We start from the raw sequence: 12,327 nt of genomic DNA on the forward strand, positions 1-12,327 counted from the left end.
GGGCCAAATAGGGGATGTCTCGGACCCGCATAACAACTGCACCGTGGGTATACGGTGTCTTGGCCTTTTGTGTGGCATTTTGCACATTGGGTGTTGCTCTATTGAGCGCAGGAGAACGGGGCTGGGAGTTTTGGGGCACGGTAATGTTGTTGGTTTTTCTCTCGTTGGCGCTTCTGGCCGCGGCGCTGACAAAAATTGAGGATAACGGTGAATTTGTCACGATCGTCGAAAACTTCAAGAAAACAGATGTCCCTAAATCATCGATCGAGAATGTGTCCTGGGAGAAGGGAGCGGGTGCGCATTTGCAGCTCGCCAACGGAAAATTCGTGAAACTGCCAACAACTGGTAGAAGTGATCAGGGAATTGCAAATAGTGTACGTAGTTGGCTTGTTCGGCCCTAACAAGGCGGTCAAGTCGTTCGCCTGCGGCTCACTCGGACGTTCAGCACTCCGCGCCTGCTCGGGCATGGCTTCGCCATTTTTGCCCGAGCAATCGCTCCATGCTGAGCGCCGCTTACCTGGGCGTTAGCCGTAAAAGGCGGCTTTGACCAATCAAGAAAACAAGTTATCATGTAACTATGTAATTCACTTGGGAGCATAGTTATGTGTCCGGTCGTCCGAATTCCAGACAATGTTTATTCGCGTCTCGAAAAGCACGCTGTGGGCTTTGATACGCCAGCGAGTGTGATTGAGCGAATACTCGATCACTACGAAGGTGTAAGCGAACACGATGCTTCCCCCGAGGAAAAAGATTCCTCTGATGTTGTTCCTACTGTCGGGAAACGAGATACAACCAAGTACCGTTTTCGCGGCAAGAAACTTGGCAAAGGTCGTTTGGTGCTCGCCGTGATTAAAGAATATGTGGCCGATCATGCAGGAACGTCTTGCCATGATCTGCAGGTTCAATTCCCGAAGCATTTGCAGGGGTCGAACGGCGTATTCAACAAAGAAGCTGAGGCTCGTGAAATTGTGGAAAGAACTAGCCACAAGAGGCACTTTCTAAAATCGAACGAACTGATTCACCTCGCCGATTGCAAAGTTGCGGTTAGTACCGAATGGGGCAAGGGCAACATCGATAATTTCATACGGCAGGCCCGATCTCTCGGGTATGAAATTGAAGAAGTGCGCGGCTAACAAGGCGGTCAAGCCGCTCGCAAGCTCGCTCGGACATTCAGCACTCCGCACTTGCTCGGGCATGGCTTCGCCATTATTCCCCGAGCAATCGCTCCATGCTGAATGCCGCTTACCTTGGCGTTAGATGCGCGCATAAGAAATCGATTGCTGGCAAGCTCGTGCCAGTAAATTGGCTGCGGTGCAGCAAGAAGGTTTCGTGGTCCCGAAGTAGCGGCTACAGTGAGCTATCAAGGCCGCTTTGGCAAGCCCCGACTATCGTAGACACCCGGCAGCGTTAAACTAACGCAAACCAAAAGGTGTGGAAATGAGCGGGAAACGTTACCCGGAAGAATTCAAGATTGAGGCGGTGAAGCAGGTCACCGAGCGCGGCTACAAGGTCAGCGAAGTGGCGCAGCGTCTCGGGGTAACCAGTAAGAGCCTGGGCGACTGGATCAAGCGCTACGGTGACCAGGGCAGCCAGCATCAGACGATCAGCGCTCAGCAGGAGGAGTTGCGGCGATTGAAGGCTGAGCTGAGGCGGGTGACAGAGGAGCGCGACATCCTAAAGGAGGCCGCCGCGTACTTCGCCAGCGAGTCAAAGCGAGGTACGCGTTCATAAAGTCCCGGCTCAGCAAATACTCGGTGGCAACGATGTGCCGCGTCCTGGAGGTTCAGCGCAGCGGCTTCTACGCCTGGTTGAAGCAGCCCAAGAGCCGACGTGAACGTGAAGACGAGGGCCTGCTTGGCAAGATCAAGCAATTCTGGATTGAAAGTGGCTTTGCCTACGGCTACCGCAATATTGCCAAAGACCTACGCGACACGGGCGAGTCCTGTGGCAAGAATCGGGTACATCGGATTATGCGAACCGCTGGTATTCGCTCGCAGCGTGGCTACAAGCGTCATCCGGGCTTCAAAGGCGGCAACGCTAGCCATGTTGCGCCGAACACGCTGGATCGGCAGTTTGAGATCGACGAGCCGAACAAGGCCTGGGTCACGGATTTCACCTATGTCCGCACCCATGAGGGCTGGTTGTACGTGACCGTCGTCCTCGACCTGTTTTCACGCCAGGTCATCGGCTGGAGCATGAAGAACAATCCACGGGCGGATCTGGTCATCGACGCCTTGCTGATGGCTGTTTGGCGCCGTCAACCGAAGCAGCGGGTGCTGATTCATTCGGATCAGGGCATCCAATACACCTGCAGCGATTGGCGCAAATTTCTCGACGACCACAACCTGGAAGCCAGCATGAGTCGACGGGGCAACTGTCACGACAATGCCGTGGCCGAGAGCTTCTTCTCGCTGCTGAAGACCGAGCGCATCAAACGGAAGATCTACAAGACCCGGAACGAAGCACGCGCGGAGATCTTCAATTACATCGAGTTTTTCTACAACCCGAATCGCCGGCATGGCAACAACGATGGGCTGTCGCCCGTCGCCTATGAGCAACGGTATTTTGAGAAGCTGTCAGTTGTCTAGAAAACTCGGGGCTTGCCAACGCAATACGATCTGTGGCAGGCCGAGCAACACCGCAAAGAGCTGAGAGTTAAGCGGCTGTCCGCGGCGTGAAAGCACATAACAATTCGGTCAAGCCGTTCGCCTGCGGCTCACTCGGACGTTCAGCACTCCGCGCCTGCTCGCGCATGGCTTCGCCATTGTGGCCCGATCAGTCGCTCCGTACTGAACGCCGCTTACCTGGGTGTTAGGCGCTGGAAATGCTCGAATCGCGAAGCCATTCTGCCAACGAGTTTTCTCCGATCTCACCTGCAGCGAGTTGCTGGTACACGATCACTGCTTCTGCTTCGAGTGCGTTTAAAGTGAGTCCGTTCAGCTCAAGGAAAACGGCCGCAATGGTAAGTGCAATGCGTTTGTTCCCGTCCACGAATGGGTGGTTTCGGGCAAGCCCGTAACTGTATGCGGCTGCTAGTTCGAAAATGCTTGCTTCGCTCTCATAGGCCGCTTTTTGCTGCGGCCGAGCCAAAGCTGAATCTAAAAGTGCTTGGTCCCGAATGCCTGGTAGCCCACCGTGCTCCGCAACGAGCATTTGATGTACGGCCAATACCAGTTCCGGCAACACCCATACGGGCTCTTTCATTTAGCAAGCTCATGGAGCGCATTTCGGTACTTTTTCATCACCTTCTCGGCCGCATCCATTTGGCTTTCGAAATCCTGCTGGTAAGGGGTAAGCGTCAAGCCATCTGGGGTATCCACCAGAAACAGCACGTCACCTTTTTCAGCGCGCAATTTCGCAAGTGCTTCTTTTGGCAGCACAATCCCCATCGAATTACCAATGGCGGTCACTTTTACCTTCAGCATGGCGGCGGCCTCACGGAGCGTTATAACGCATGTTATTACAAAGAATAGTCGCGCCTAACAAGGTGGTCAAGCCGTTCGCCTGCGGCTCACTCGGACGTTCAGCACTCCGCGCCTGCTCGCGCATGGCTTCGCCATTGTGGCCCGATCAGTCGCTCCGTACTGAACGCCGCTTACCTGGGTGTTAGAAACTTGAAAGCGTTGTCCCATCCGAGATAGAAGGCTACACTGTAATACAGTGTAATTTGTGTCGGGAGCGTGGGCGATGGGAGTAACGAGCATCAGATTGCAGCCGGAAATCGAGAGTCCGCTGGAAGAACTGGCGGTGAAGCTCGATCGAAGTAAAAATTACATTATTAATCAGGCGATTAAGGAATACATCGCGCGCCAGTCGGTCGAGGAACAGCGGTGGTCCGAAACGCTTGAAGCACTCAATTCAATTAAGAGTGGTTCGAGTCTCCCTGAGGAGGAGGTGAATGCCTGGCTGGAAAGTTGGGGGTCTGGTGAAGAGCTGAGCCCTCCGGGCAAATGAAGGTCCGATATTCCCCCGAAGCGGTTGGCGATCTTCGCCGCTTGCGTGAGTTCATCGAGGTCAAGAACCCTCGTGCCGCGAAAAAAACAGCGGCCACAATCCTGAAGGGAATCGCTCAGCTGAAAGCGTTTCCGACGCTGGGCACCAAAGTCGAACGAGCGCCGAATCCAGAGGCGGTGCGCGACTTGGTCGCCGGGAACAATCTTGCTCGCTATCTGGTACACGAAACGGAAATCTATGTGCTTCGTATCTGGCATCACAAGGAAGATTGCTTCTAACAATTCGGTCAAGCCGTTCGCCTGCGGCTCACTCGGACATTCAGCACTCCGTACTCGCTCGGGCATGGCTACGCCATTTTAGCTCGATCAGTCGGTGTGAGCTGAGCGTCGCTTACCTGGGCGTTAGCTTTCATGAGAATCCCGTCGCTGTTCATACTTGTGGCAGTTTCATTGCATTTGTCATCTGCCCGCGCAGATTCATGCTTCGTTTTTGTTGGGGAAATGGGCAAGGAAAAGGGTGGGCGGGCAGATACCGATGGCCCCGGCTCGTTTGGTCCGTTGCATGAAGCGATGACATTGGGCTGCTTGGAATATGCGGGGTTCGCTGATGGACCAAACGGTGTCCGTGCCTTGTTGGTAGATTTCTGGGGGCGTGGACATTGGGTGGTCATTGGTAACTATGTTGGCGAGAATAGTGGCCGGATTGTGGATATCACAGACGAGCACATCAGGATTGTTCAACTGGAGCGATTCGATAAGTACCGTTACGTTGAAAGGTACCGAAACATTTACCGGAAAGACTGGCGATGAAAGCCAATAATTCTGTCAATCCGCTCGCTGTGCTCTCTCGGGCGACCAGTACTCCACACCTGGTTGCGCATGGCTTTGCCTTTGTTGCGCAAACGGTGCTCTGTACTGGCCGCCGCTTGACTGGGCGTTAGGGCCAGAATCGAGTTGCCGCCATTGCTTTGCAGTTGCATTTCCCACTTTGCTTGGTGCCCAGGATGTTGTCATGCGTGATGAAACAGTATTCCTTCCTGATCGTCGCGGATTAAACATTCAGCATGTGGCGTTGATTTCGGGTGGTTTTTTCATTTTCGTACAGTTATTGTTTTTGGATTCGTTACAGATAAGGCTGGCTTTTACTTTGGTATTCTCTGTATTTGTGTTGTTGGCATTCTGGCTTTCGAAACGACACGCCAGAAGCTGGCCACAGAAAATCGTCGTCAATCGCTTTGGAATAAGCTCCGGGAATATGAAAACACAGCATGGCGTAGATCTGGTTCCCTGGAATGATGTTGCTCGTATGGATCTCTTCTATAGCCATCCTCGATTACCACCCTGGCTACGCATTGGTCTTCGGCCGGGCGCATTCAGCGAACAGGTGGAAAAGCCCCGTTTACAACGCATGGGCATGGGGCTCGATGTCAACATCCCGGTATCGGTGGACGTCGCACCGGAAGTAGTACTGCAAACAGCTCGGCAGTATTGGAAGGAGGCTGAGCACATCCGTAGCTGAAAGATTGGCCCTAACGCGTTGTCGTGTGTGGCGCTTGACGGTGGCCGACCGGCGCGGGTGCAAATGGAGTGCCACGGTCAAGCGTCGGTTTCGAACAGCTTGTTGGTCGTAAAAAGGTTGGTCGATGTCCATCGGTGTGGCTGTCAAAGCGCTAGTTGTCTGGTTTGCGATACTGGTCCTTGCCGTATTGAACGGGTTGCTGAGGGAAAAGGTGCTTGTTCCGAATTTTGGTGCGATCCCAAGTATGGTATTGAGCGGTGTTTTGCTGAGCATCATTATTCTCGTGCTCGCTTATCTTCTCGTGTCTTGGGTAGGTGGGCAGGGATCAAGGCAGTTCTTGCTCATCGGGGTAGGTTGGCTGGTACTAACGTTGATTTTCGAGTTTTCGTTCAGCTTGTCTCGTGGCGCGGAGCTTTCCAAACTTGTTGAGGCCTACACTTTCAAAGGTGGCAATCTTTGGCCGCTTGTACTCGTGGTTACTGCGGTATCGCCATGGCTGGCCGCCAGGCTCAGAGGTTTGCTCTGATGGGCGGTACGCTTAGCAAGGCGGTCAAGCCGTTCGCCTGCGGCTCACTCGAGCGCTCATCACTTCGCGTCCGCTCGCACGTGCCTTCAGCGTTGCCCGCCGATCAGGTTGGAAGGTCGGAAGACCGGCTACCTTGACGTGGGAGCTTTGCAATGGAATATGGGGGCAAATGCGTGGTGTTGGTGTCACAGTCGGGTTACTCGGAATCACACAAGGCCCTGTTGCGACAGTTCATCGATGACGGTGTCGAACTGTTCTGTGCCCAAGGCAAGGAATGCGAAAAATGGGAAGAGGCGATGGATGGCTTGTGCGTTCAATTGGATGCTTCGGGTGAGAAGCCAGGGGCATTCTGCACAACCACGTGCCACCCGAACGAGTCGATCGAGGAAGTGGTCGAGTTCGCGAAAAACTGGAACATTCACGAGGGGCGGTATTGCGACGTAAAGGTTTTCGAGATCTGACGGTTCCAGCATGCCACGGGCTGCGCTCACCCGGGCACTCATCACGCCGCTCCCGCCTTTGCCATGGTTGCGCGAGCCGGGCACCGCTGTCCCGGGTGTTCGCCCGAAAAAGGACCATGGGTTCCCGGCACGAAGCAGAGCGGGTGGCAGACAACCGGACTGCATCATGAAAGGTGCATCGTCTGTATCGGGGGTGACGCATTTTGCGGTTGATGTCGAATGCTTCGGTCAGTGCGTGGGAAACCGATGAGTGATTGGACGGGGTGAGGAGTGGGCAGACATGACATCCGGGATTGTGTGCCCGAAGGGCTGGCTGCCTACCCGGATTCGATGCGCAGGCTTGCCTTCGTGGGAGCGTCGATTGTGGTATTGCGGTACGAAAGCGTGAATAGACTCGTCGCGGTTGAGGTGTTCGAATTGAGCACGGGGCGCCCGTCCAACCCGGTGTGGCGCCACTACCTGCAGAACCCGTTTGTGGGCAACTCGCACGAACATCATGCCGCGGGCAGCTGGGGCCACGGCATCGCCTGGAGCCCTCGGGGCCGGTGTCATGGGTAGACAGGTCAAGGCGTGGGCCTCTCTGGAAGGGATGCTCCTCTGGTTGGTCCCAGTCATCGTCCTGTTGCTTTTGAATCAGCGTCCATTGGGGCTGGATATCACTGCAACTGAAACGAGCGGTCTGGGTAGAGTTTCCGCGTTTCCCGGAGTATCGGCCATTCATCTCTTCGCCGCGTTGGTGCTTCTTTTCCTGATGGGGTTGGAGGGTGAGACGGAACGATTGATACGCTTCGTACTAGGGGTGGGGGCGGTTTGTCTCGGCCTGTACTCTCTGTGGTGGCCCGGGGTGATGGCGACGTCATTCCCATTGGCGATCGGTGGCCTTTTTGCCGCCCTTCATGCGGCCTCTGGAAAATCGGCGGTGAGAACCGAATGAATCGGCTGGCGTTTCCGGCACCAACCGAGTTGCGTGTCGATCCGCTGAAGGTGAAGGGAGAATCAACACATGACGATACGGTGTCCTCGTACGCTGCGCCCAGCCGGACATCGGGCGTTTCGCAGTTTGCTGCAGTGGGCAGCATCGTGATCGCGAAAATATCGCGCCATGCCAGCCGCCGCTCAACCGGGCGTTGGATTCAGGGAGCTTGAGTATGCGGGTCGAGGAGCGACTTTCCGCCGCGAGAAGCAAGCTCTCGCACTTTGGTCAGGAGGTGCGGGCGTTGAGAGCCGGGGGTTTCCGGTACGCAGTGTTTTTCGGTTTCTTGATGGTGCTGCTGGCTCCGATTCTAGTGCTGGAAATCATCGTGCTCCTCGTGTTTGGTTTCGATCTGGAGATCATGCAGACCCGAGACGCAGCGCTTTCGACTGAAATTGACGTGGAGGAAGTGCCCAAAGAGTTCAGGCCACTGATTCCGCTGGCGATGAAATGGGGCATAGGTGATTCCGAGACGCGGGAGGCAAGGATCAAAGCGGCGTCGCCGTCCGAACTCAAGCATCTGGAAGAAGAAGTGGGGCCACAGATGCAGGGAATCGCGGACTGGCTCGATAGTTACTCGGAAGCAGCGCTGGGCGGGTCGGCAACGGCGGGATACTTCATATTTCTGCAGACGGCATATGAAGAGGTGTCCGATTATCTTGAACGGTATGATCGCCGATAGGGGGTGAGGACTGTTCGCTGTGCTTGCTCGGAGGTTATGCCGTCTGCACCTGCCGAAGCCGGGATTTGGGTGTGTCGACCGGGCCTGAAGACCGGGCAGGTCGCCGCTTACCGCGGCGATAGACCGAAGGAAACGTGTGGCCTATGGATCTGTCTTTGATCGCACTGCTGGCCGGCTGCTTGTTGTTGGCAGGTCTCTTGTACTATGTGATCTTTGTCCGGCGCGAGCATCCTGTCAGCCCTTGGGGGAAATCGAGCCTTGTAACCCTGGTGTTTTTGTTGATCCCGGTTCTGCTCATTGCGTTGTGGTACCAGGCGGGGGCTCAGGATCGGCTGGTCCAGATCGGGTTCACGCCATATCCCGGGTTAGTCGCCAGCAGCGGTGTGGCCACCGGCTTGGGAGAGAGGCCCGTCTGGGTTTTCTCGGTCGACGGTGGGGCAGAGCCGGTTCTGGAGTTTTACAGGCGCCCAGACAACCGCAAGGGCTGGGTGCTTGTTTCCGACGGGCGGTCTCTGCTGCTGTTCGAGCGGGAAGGGAAGTCGGTTGCGGTATCTGCGGTGGCGGATAGCGTGGCGTTCACGATGTTGAAAGGCGGTTGAGGGTCCGGCATCGTGTTCGGGCGGTTCGCCGTTGCGTTCATCCCGCGACTGCCCGGAACGAGCTGGGTACCGGGCGACCTCGGCATGAGATCCAGAAGACCAGTGGACGGGACGCGATGGAAAAGCTGATTGGGAAAACCATCCGGATTGCGGGCATGATCATTGAGATTGTGTCCGATGACGGAGAAAGCTGGCAGTGCCGCAACCTTACGACCAGAGAAACGGTTGTGATGAAAAAGGCCGTGATCGAAAGGGCGATCAGGCTGGGCCAGGCCGAAGTGGTGTCTGCTCCAGAGGGTCACTAAGAGACGGCGCGGTACAGGTCGTTGTGAACGGGTGTGCCACCTGAACTCCGGGGATGCATGGGGCATATCTTTCGCACGGCTCGCGGAGCAAAAAATTGCCGGAAGCGGATCCATCTGGGGACAATAGGCTGGAAGAGTGAGAGAAGGTCACGTCACCCGGGTATTGGGGATGGAAAGGGATGTCTCAATCCAAATACTTTGAAGACGGAGGTTGGGAGAGGGTGCAAGCGCCCTTGCGGGCAGTCGATCCCATTCTTGAAACCTTTGCGAACGCGAACGGCCTGGTCGTTTCACACAACGACAGAGGCTGGCCCTCACGGTCAATCGTCTGGTACCGCGATGATGTCCGTTGCCTGATACAACTCTATTTGGCCTCCGAAGAGGCGATCACCTTCGACCTTTGGCTGTGCGCATCTCAGGACCGGGGAAAGGATCGCTATTGGATCAAGGAAACGCTGCTCAAGGACAAGCCGGTGGAAGCATTCGCATCGCAGCTACCGTTTCTGTTGGAGTCCGGTCGGGAAAAGCTCGTCGAATGGAGCATGGCACCGGAGGCAATGGAATATGCGGTTACCACAAACTGAAGGGTCGCTGACAATCGGGTCGTGCCGCAGGCAGTTTTGCACCGCTCCCGAACGGCCCGTATTCCGCGCCTGTTCTCTCGAACCGCCGGCCTTGCTTCGCACGAACGATCTCTCCGTATCCGGTGCCGTCGAGCGAGGTCATGTGCGCTCCCCGATTGATGGCATCTGGCAGGATCGAGGGTCGCGATGAAGTTCAGACAGGGGGCGAAAAACGATTCAAAAGCCATAGCGCAGCTTTTTGCGTCGGTGTTTACCGATTCGGACGGGGACGATGAGGGGTTGTTGATCAGTCAGTTGGCCGCAGGTCTGTTCGAAAGCACGGATGAGCAAGATCTTTACAACTTTGTCGCCGTCGACGTCGGCCGGATAGTCGGGTCGATCTTTTTCAGCCGTGTGACTGTTGAGCATGGGCTGGACGCCTTCATCCTGGCACCGGTTGCCGTGCTGAGCGACCGTCAGGGTGAAGGCATAGGACAGGGATTGATCAATCACGGCCTGGGTGAACTGAAGCGCAGAGGCGTCAGCCTGGTCCTGACCTACGGAGATCCAATGTTCTACCGAAAGGTCGGTTTCCGTCACGTTTCGCCAGAGATATTGAAGCCTCCCTTTGAACTTACGCAGCCCGAAGGATGGCTCGGTCAATCACTGGTCGACGATCCGATCGAGGCTTTTTCCGGCAGGCTCACCTGTGTCGAAGCCTTGAGCTCCCCGGTGTATTGGTGACTGAGCCATGCGGGCAGGCGCAAACACATTGGCGGCCGGGACCTTCGTGGTGTCCGCTCGGATGCCCGGCACGCCGTTTGTTCCAGCGAGTGGTCCGTGGGTGTCGACATCAAGGGTGCCTCGGCTTGTTTTCCGACTGCGTCGAATGGGGGCCTGAAAGATGGTCTACGAATGTCGCCTGAACAAGGTGGGACGGCAGCACCTCTTTGCCGGTGTACTGACCATCGCCGGACTCTGGCTGTTGAGCCGCTTCGACGTCGCCGGTGCCGGGTATTGGTGGGCGTATGCCATCGGGATTGCATTGGCCATTGCGGCTTCTTACCTGATTGGGAACTCCCGGGTACGCGTCGCAATAAGCGGTGAGACCGTGACGGTCGAGCACAGCGGCATGGTCCATGCGAATCTCTCGGTCGACGCGATAGCCAGCGTCGCCGTGAGCGGCTCCGACAGCACGTCGAGAATCGTGGTTGTAACCAGCGACGGGTCGAAGTACTACATCCCGTGCGAATGCTTCAGCCAAGCCGAAGTCGACGGGTTGCTGCAGGCGCTGGGCAAGTCATGACATCGCATCCAGACTGCTCGCCTTCGTGCTCCGTACCCGGAGATCCGAGGCCGGCCGGCGCCTTTGTGCTGGCGCCAGTCGTCACGGTTCACACTGATGGCCGCTCCGTCTGGGACGCTATCGACCTTGGCCGTGTGGCGAGCGGGCCCGGGGCATGAGCCAGCTGTTTCGGTTTCCGGGCGCGCTTGAACGCGATCCTGCCATCGACGAATGGATGCGGGCGCATGTCGACGTACTCGGCACCCTCGCAAGGCAGTGGTTTGACGTCATGCGGACCCGTGGAGACGATGTCCGCGAGCTATTGCACGATGGCCATCCCACCGCGTGTGTCGGGGATGCGGCATTCGCCTACGTCGATGCATTCAAGGCCCATGTCAATGTGGGATTCTTCCGTGGCGCCGGGCTTCCCGACCCGGGAGGCCTGCTGGAGGGCAATGGCCGGTTCATGCGCCATGTGAAGCTCAGGCCCGAGTGCCAGTTCGACGTCGCGGGGCTCGAGGCGCTGATCGAGTCCGCCTACGTCGACATGAAGCGTCGTCTCGAACAGGACTGACCCGTGAGCGCGCTGCACGACAATCCCGTCGAGCCGCTTTCGGCCGGGGTGTCCCGTCCGCCGCGCGGCAAGGCAGATGGCGCTGCCGACGTTGTACCAATGACGGTCCCTGCCCACCGCTGTCCGAACAACCGCATCGCGCCGAGGACGCCGAACCCTTGCACCTGGTGATGTTCGACATCGATGGAACGCTGGTGGATTCCCATGGGTTCGATGGCGATCTTTTTGCGCATGCGGTCAGGTTGGAGCTGGGCGTGCAGGTCGATGGCACCTGGCAGTCGTATCGGCACGTGACCGATAGCGGTGTCCTCGAAGAGGTGCTGCAGCAAAACGTTTCAGCAGGCGAGCGGCCGCAGGCCTTCGAGCGGGTCAAGCGCCGCTTTGTCGGCCTGGTTCAGGACTACATCGCAAAGAGACCGGCCGGATTGGCGCCGATTCCGGGTGCTCCGCAGCTGATCAAGGCGCTTCGCTCGAGGCCCGGTGCCGTGGTGGCGATCGCCACCGGGGGCTGGCGCGAGACGGCCGAAATGAAGTTGAAAGCCGTGGGGATCGAGTTCGGAGGTTTGCCATTCGCCACATCCTCCGACGCAACGGCGCGAATCGATATCATGCGACTGGCCGAGCAGCAGGCGCGCCTGTTCGGGCGCATTACGCGGCGAACCTATTTCGGTGATGCACCATGGGACAAGAAAGCGAGTGCGGACCTCGGTTATGACTTTCTGGCGGTTGGGACGCGGGTCGAGCACCCGCGCAGCTTCGACGACCTGTCGGATCAGGAATCGGTGCTCAGTGTGCTCGGCGTATGAGCGTCCGCTGCATCAGGCGCGGGGCCCCGGCCTTGCGTTGCGGCTGCAACCTGGCGGCGTGCCTGCAGCGGGCGATCGATG

The 12,327-nt window shown here is 57.1% G+C and carries 21 protein-coding genes; 19 read left to right on the forward strand and 2 right to left on the reverse strand.

Annotation, left to right across the window (positions count from 1 at the left end):
- The first annotated feature begins 101 nt into the window (after positions 1-101).
- From H6955_11175 to H6955_11185, 3 genes are all read left to right on the forward strand, one after another.
- Entirely contained in the window at positions 102-401 is a 300-nt protein-coding gene (locus H6955_11175) for a hypothetical protein (GenBank protein ID MCP5314116.1), read from the forward strand.
- A gap of 201 nt (positions 402-602) precedes the next feature.
- Complete coding sequence (locus tag H6955_11180) at positions 603-1,133, forward strand: hypothetical protein (GenBank protein ID MCP5314117.1); 531 nt, start codon at positions 603-605, stop codon at positions 1,131-1,133.
- Between the two features lie 304 nt (positions 1,134-1,437).
- Positions 1,438-2,588, forward strand: a protein-coding gene (locus H6955_11185; protein ID MCP5314118.1) for an IS3 family transposase whose coding sequence is annotated in 2 segments (ribosomal slippage) — positions 1,438-1,675 and positions 1,675-2,588 — 1,152 coding nt in all. Because the reading frame shifts where the segments join, the coding sequence is not laid out codon by codon here.
- A 223-nt stretch (positions 2,589-2,811) separates the two neighbouring features.
- On the opposite strand, the gene H6955_11190 is transcribed toward H6955_11185, so the two are convergent.
- Entirely contained in the window at positions 2,812-3,204 is a 393-nt protein-coding gene (locus H6955_11190) for a type II toxin-antitoxin system death-on-curing family toxin (protein MCP5314119.1), read from the reverse strand.
- Positions 3,201-3,425, reverse strand: coding sequence for an AbrB/MazE/SpoVT family DNA-binding domain-containing protein (locus H6955_11195; protein ID MCP5314120.1), 225 nt, complete (start codon positions 3,423-3,425; stop codon positions 3,201-3,203). Before H6955_11195 ends, H6955_11190 begins: the two co-directional genes overlap by 4 nt.
- Before the next feature lie 262 nt (positions 3,426-3,687).
- On the opposite strand from H6955_11195, the gene H6955_11200 reads away from it, so the two are divergent.
- From H6955_11200 to H6955_11275, 16 genes are all read left to right on the forward strand, one after another.
- Positions 3,688-3,954, forward strand: a complete 267-nt coding sequence (locus H6955_11200) for a ribbon-helix-helix protein, CopG family (protein ID MCP5314121.1) — start codon at positions 3,688-3,690, stop codon at positions 3,952-3,954.
- Complete coding sequence (locus tag H6955_11205; GenBank protein MCP5314122.1) at positions 3,951-4,232, forward strand: type II toxin-antitoxin system RelE/ParE family toxin; 282 nt, start codon at positions 3,951-3,953, stop codon at positions 4,230-4,232. The genes H6955_11200 and H6955_11205 overlap by 4 nt, the downstream gene beginning before the upstream one ends.
- Positions 4,233-4,364: 132 nt before the next feature.
- Entirely contained in the window at positions 4,365-4,763 is a 399-nt protein-coding gene (locus H6955_11210; GenBank protein ID MCP5314123.1) for a pilus assembly protein PilP, read from the forward strand.
- 202 nt (positions 4,764-4,965) lie between these two features.
- Positions 4,966-5,472: a hypothetical protein gene (locus H6955_11215; GenBank protein ID MCP5314124.1), complete on the forward strand. Its 507-nt coding sequence runs from the start codon at positions 4,966-4,968 to the stop codon at positions 5,470-5,472.
- 124 nt (positions 5,473-5,596) lie between these two features.
- Positions 5,597-5,998, forward strand: a complete 402-nt coding sequence (locus H6955_11220; protein MCP5314125.1) for a hypothetical protein — start codon at positions 5,597-5,599, stop codon at positions 5,996-5,998.
- 152 nt (positions 5,999-6,150) lie between these two features.
- On the forward strand, positions 6,151-6,459 hold the full coding sequence (locus H6955_11225; protein MCP5314126.1) for a hypothetical protein: 309 nt from the start codon (positions 6,151-6,153) through the stop codon (positions 6,457-6,459).
- A 550-nt stretch (positions 6,460-7,009) separates the two neighbouring features.
- Complete coding sequence (locus H6955_11230; protein MCP5314127.1) at positions 7,010-7,393, forward strand: hypothetical protein; 384 nt, start codon at positions 7,010-7,012, stop codon at positions 7,391-7,393.
- Entirely contained in the window at positions 7,390-7,605 is a 216-nt protein-coding gene (locus H6955_11235; GenBank protein MCP5314128.1) for a hypothetical protein, read from the forward strand. Before H6955_11230 ends, H6955_11235 begins: the two co-directional genes overlap by 4 nt.
- A gap of 2 nt (positions 7,606-7,607) precedes the next feature.
- Positions 7,608-8,114 carry a hypothetical protein gene (locus H6955_11240; GenBank protein ID MCP5314129.1) on the forward strand — a complete coding sequence of 169 codons (507 nt, stop codon included), beginning with the start codon at positions 7,608-7,610 and terminating at the stop codon, positions 8,112-8,114.
- Between the two features lie 143 nt (positions 8,115-8,257).
- Positions 8,258-8,713: a hypothetical protein gene (locus H6955_11245; GenBank protein ID MCP5314130.1), complete on the forward strand. Its 456-nt coding sequence runs from the start codon at positions 8,258-8,260 to the stop codon at positions 8,711-8,713.
- 116 nt (positions 8,714-8,829) lie between these two features.
- Entirely contained in the window at positions 8,830-9,018 is a 189-nt protein-coding gene (locus tag H6955_11250) for a hypothetical protein (protein ID MCP5314131.1), read from the forward strand.
- Between the two features lie 179 nt (positions 9,019-9,197).
- Entirely contained in the window at positions 9,198-9,602 is a 405-nt protein-coding gene (locus H6955_11255) for a hypothetical protein (protein MCP5314132.1), read from the forward strand.
- Between the two features lie 186 nt (positions 9,603-9,788).
- Positions 9,789-10,325: an N-acetyltransferase gene (locus H6955_11260; protein ID MCP5314133.1), complete on the forward strand. Its 537-nt coding sequence runs from the start codon at positions 9,789-9,791 to the stop codon at positions 10,323-10,325.
- A 160-nt stretch (positions 10,326-10,485) separates the two neighbouring features.
- Complete coding sequence (locus H6955_11265; protein ID MCP5314134.1) at positions 10,486-10,887, forward strand: hypothetical protein; 402 nt, start codon at positions 10,486-10,488, stop codon at positions 10,885-10,887.
- Positions 10,888-11,041: 154 nt separating this feature from the next.
- Positions 11,042-11,440 (forward strand): DUF1801 domain-containing protein, encoded by a 399-nt coding sequence (locus tag H6955_11270; GenBank protein MCP5314135.1) that lies wholly within the window; start codon positions 11,042-11,044, stop codon positions 11,438-11,440.
- A gap of 158 nt (positions 11,441-11,598) precedes the next feature.
- Complete coding sequence (locus H6955_11275; GenBank protein MCP5314136.1) at positions 11,599-12,246, forward strand: HAD family hydrolase; 648 nt, start codon at positions 11,599-11,601, stop codon at positions 12,244-12,246.
- Positions 12,247-12,327 lie beyond the last annotated feature (81 nt).

Source organism: Chromatiaceae bacterium (genome assembly GCA_024235395.1).
GTDB lineage: Bacteria > Pseudomonadota > Gammaproteobacteria > Chromatiales > Chromatiaceae > Thiosocius.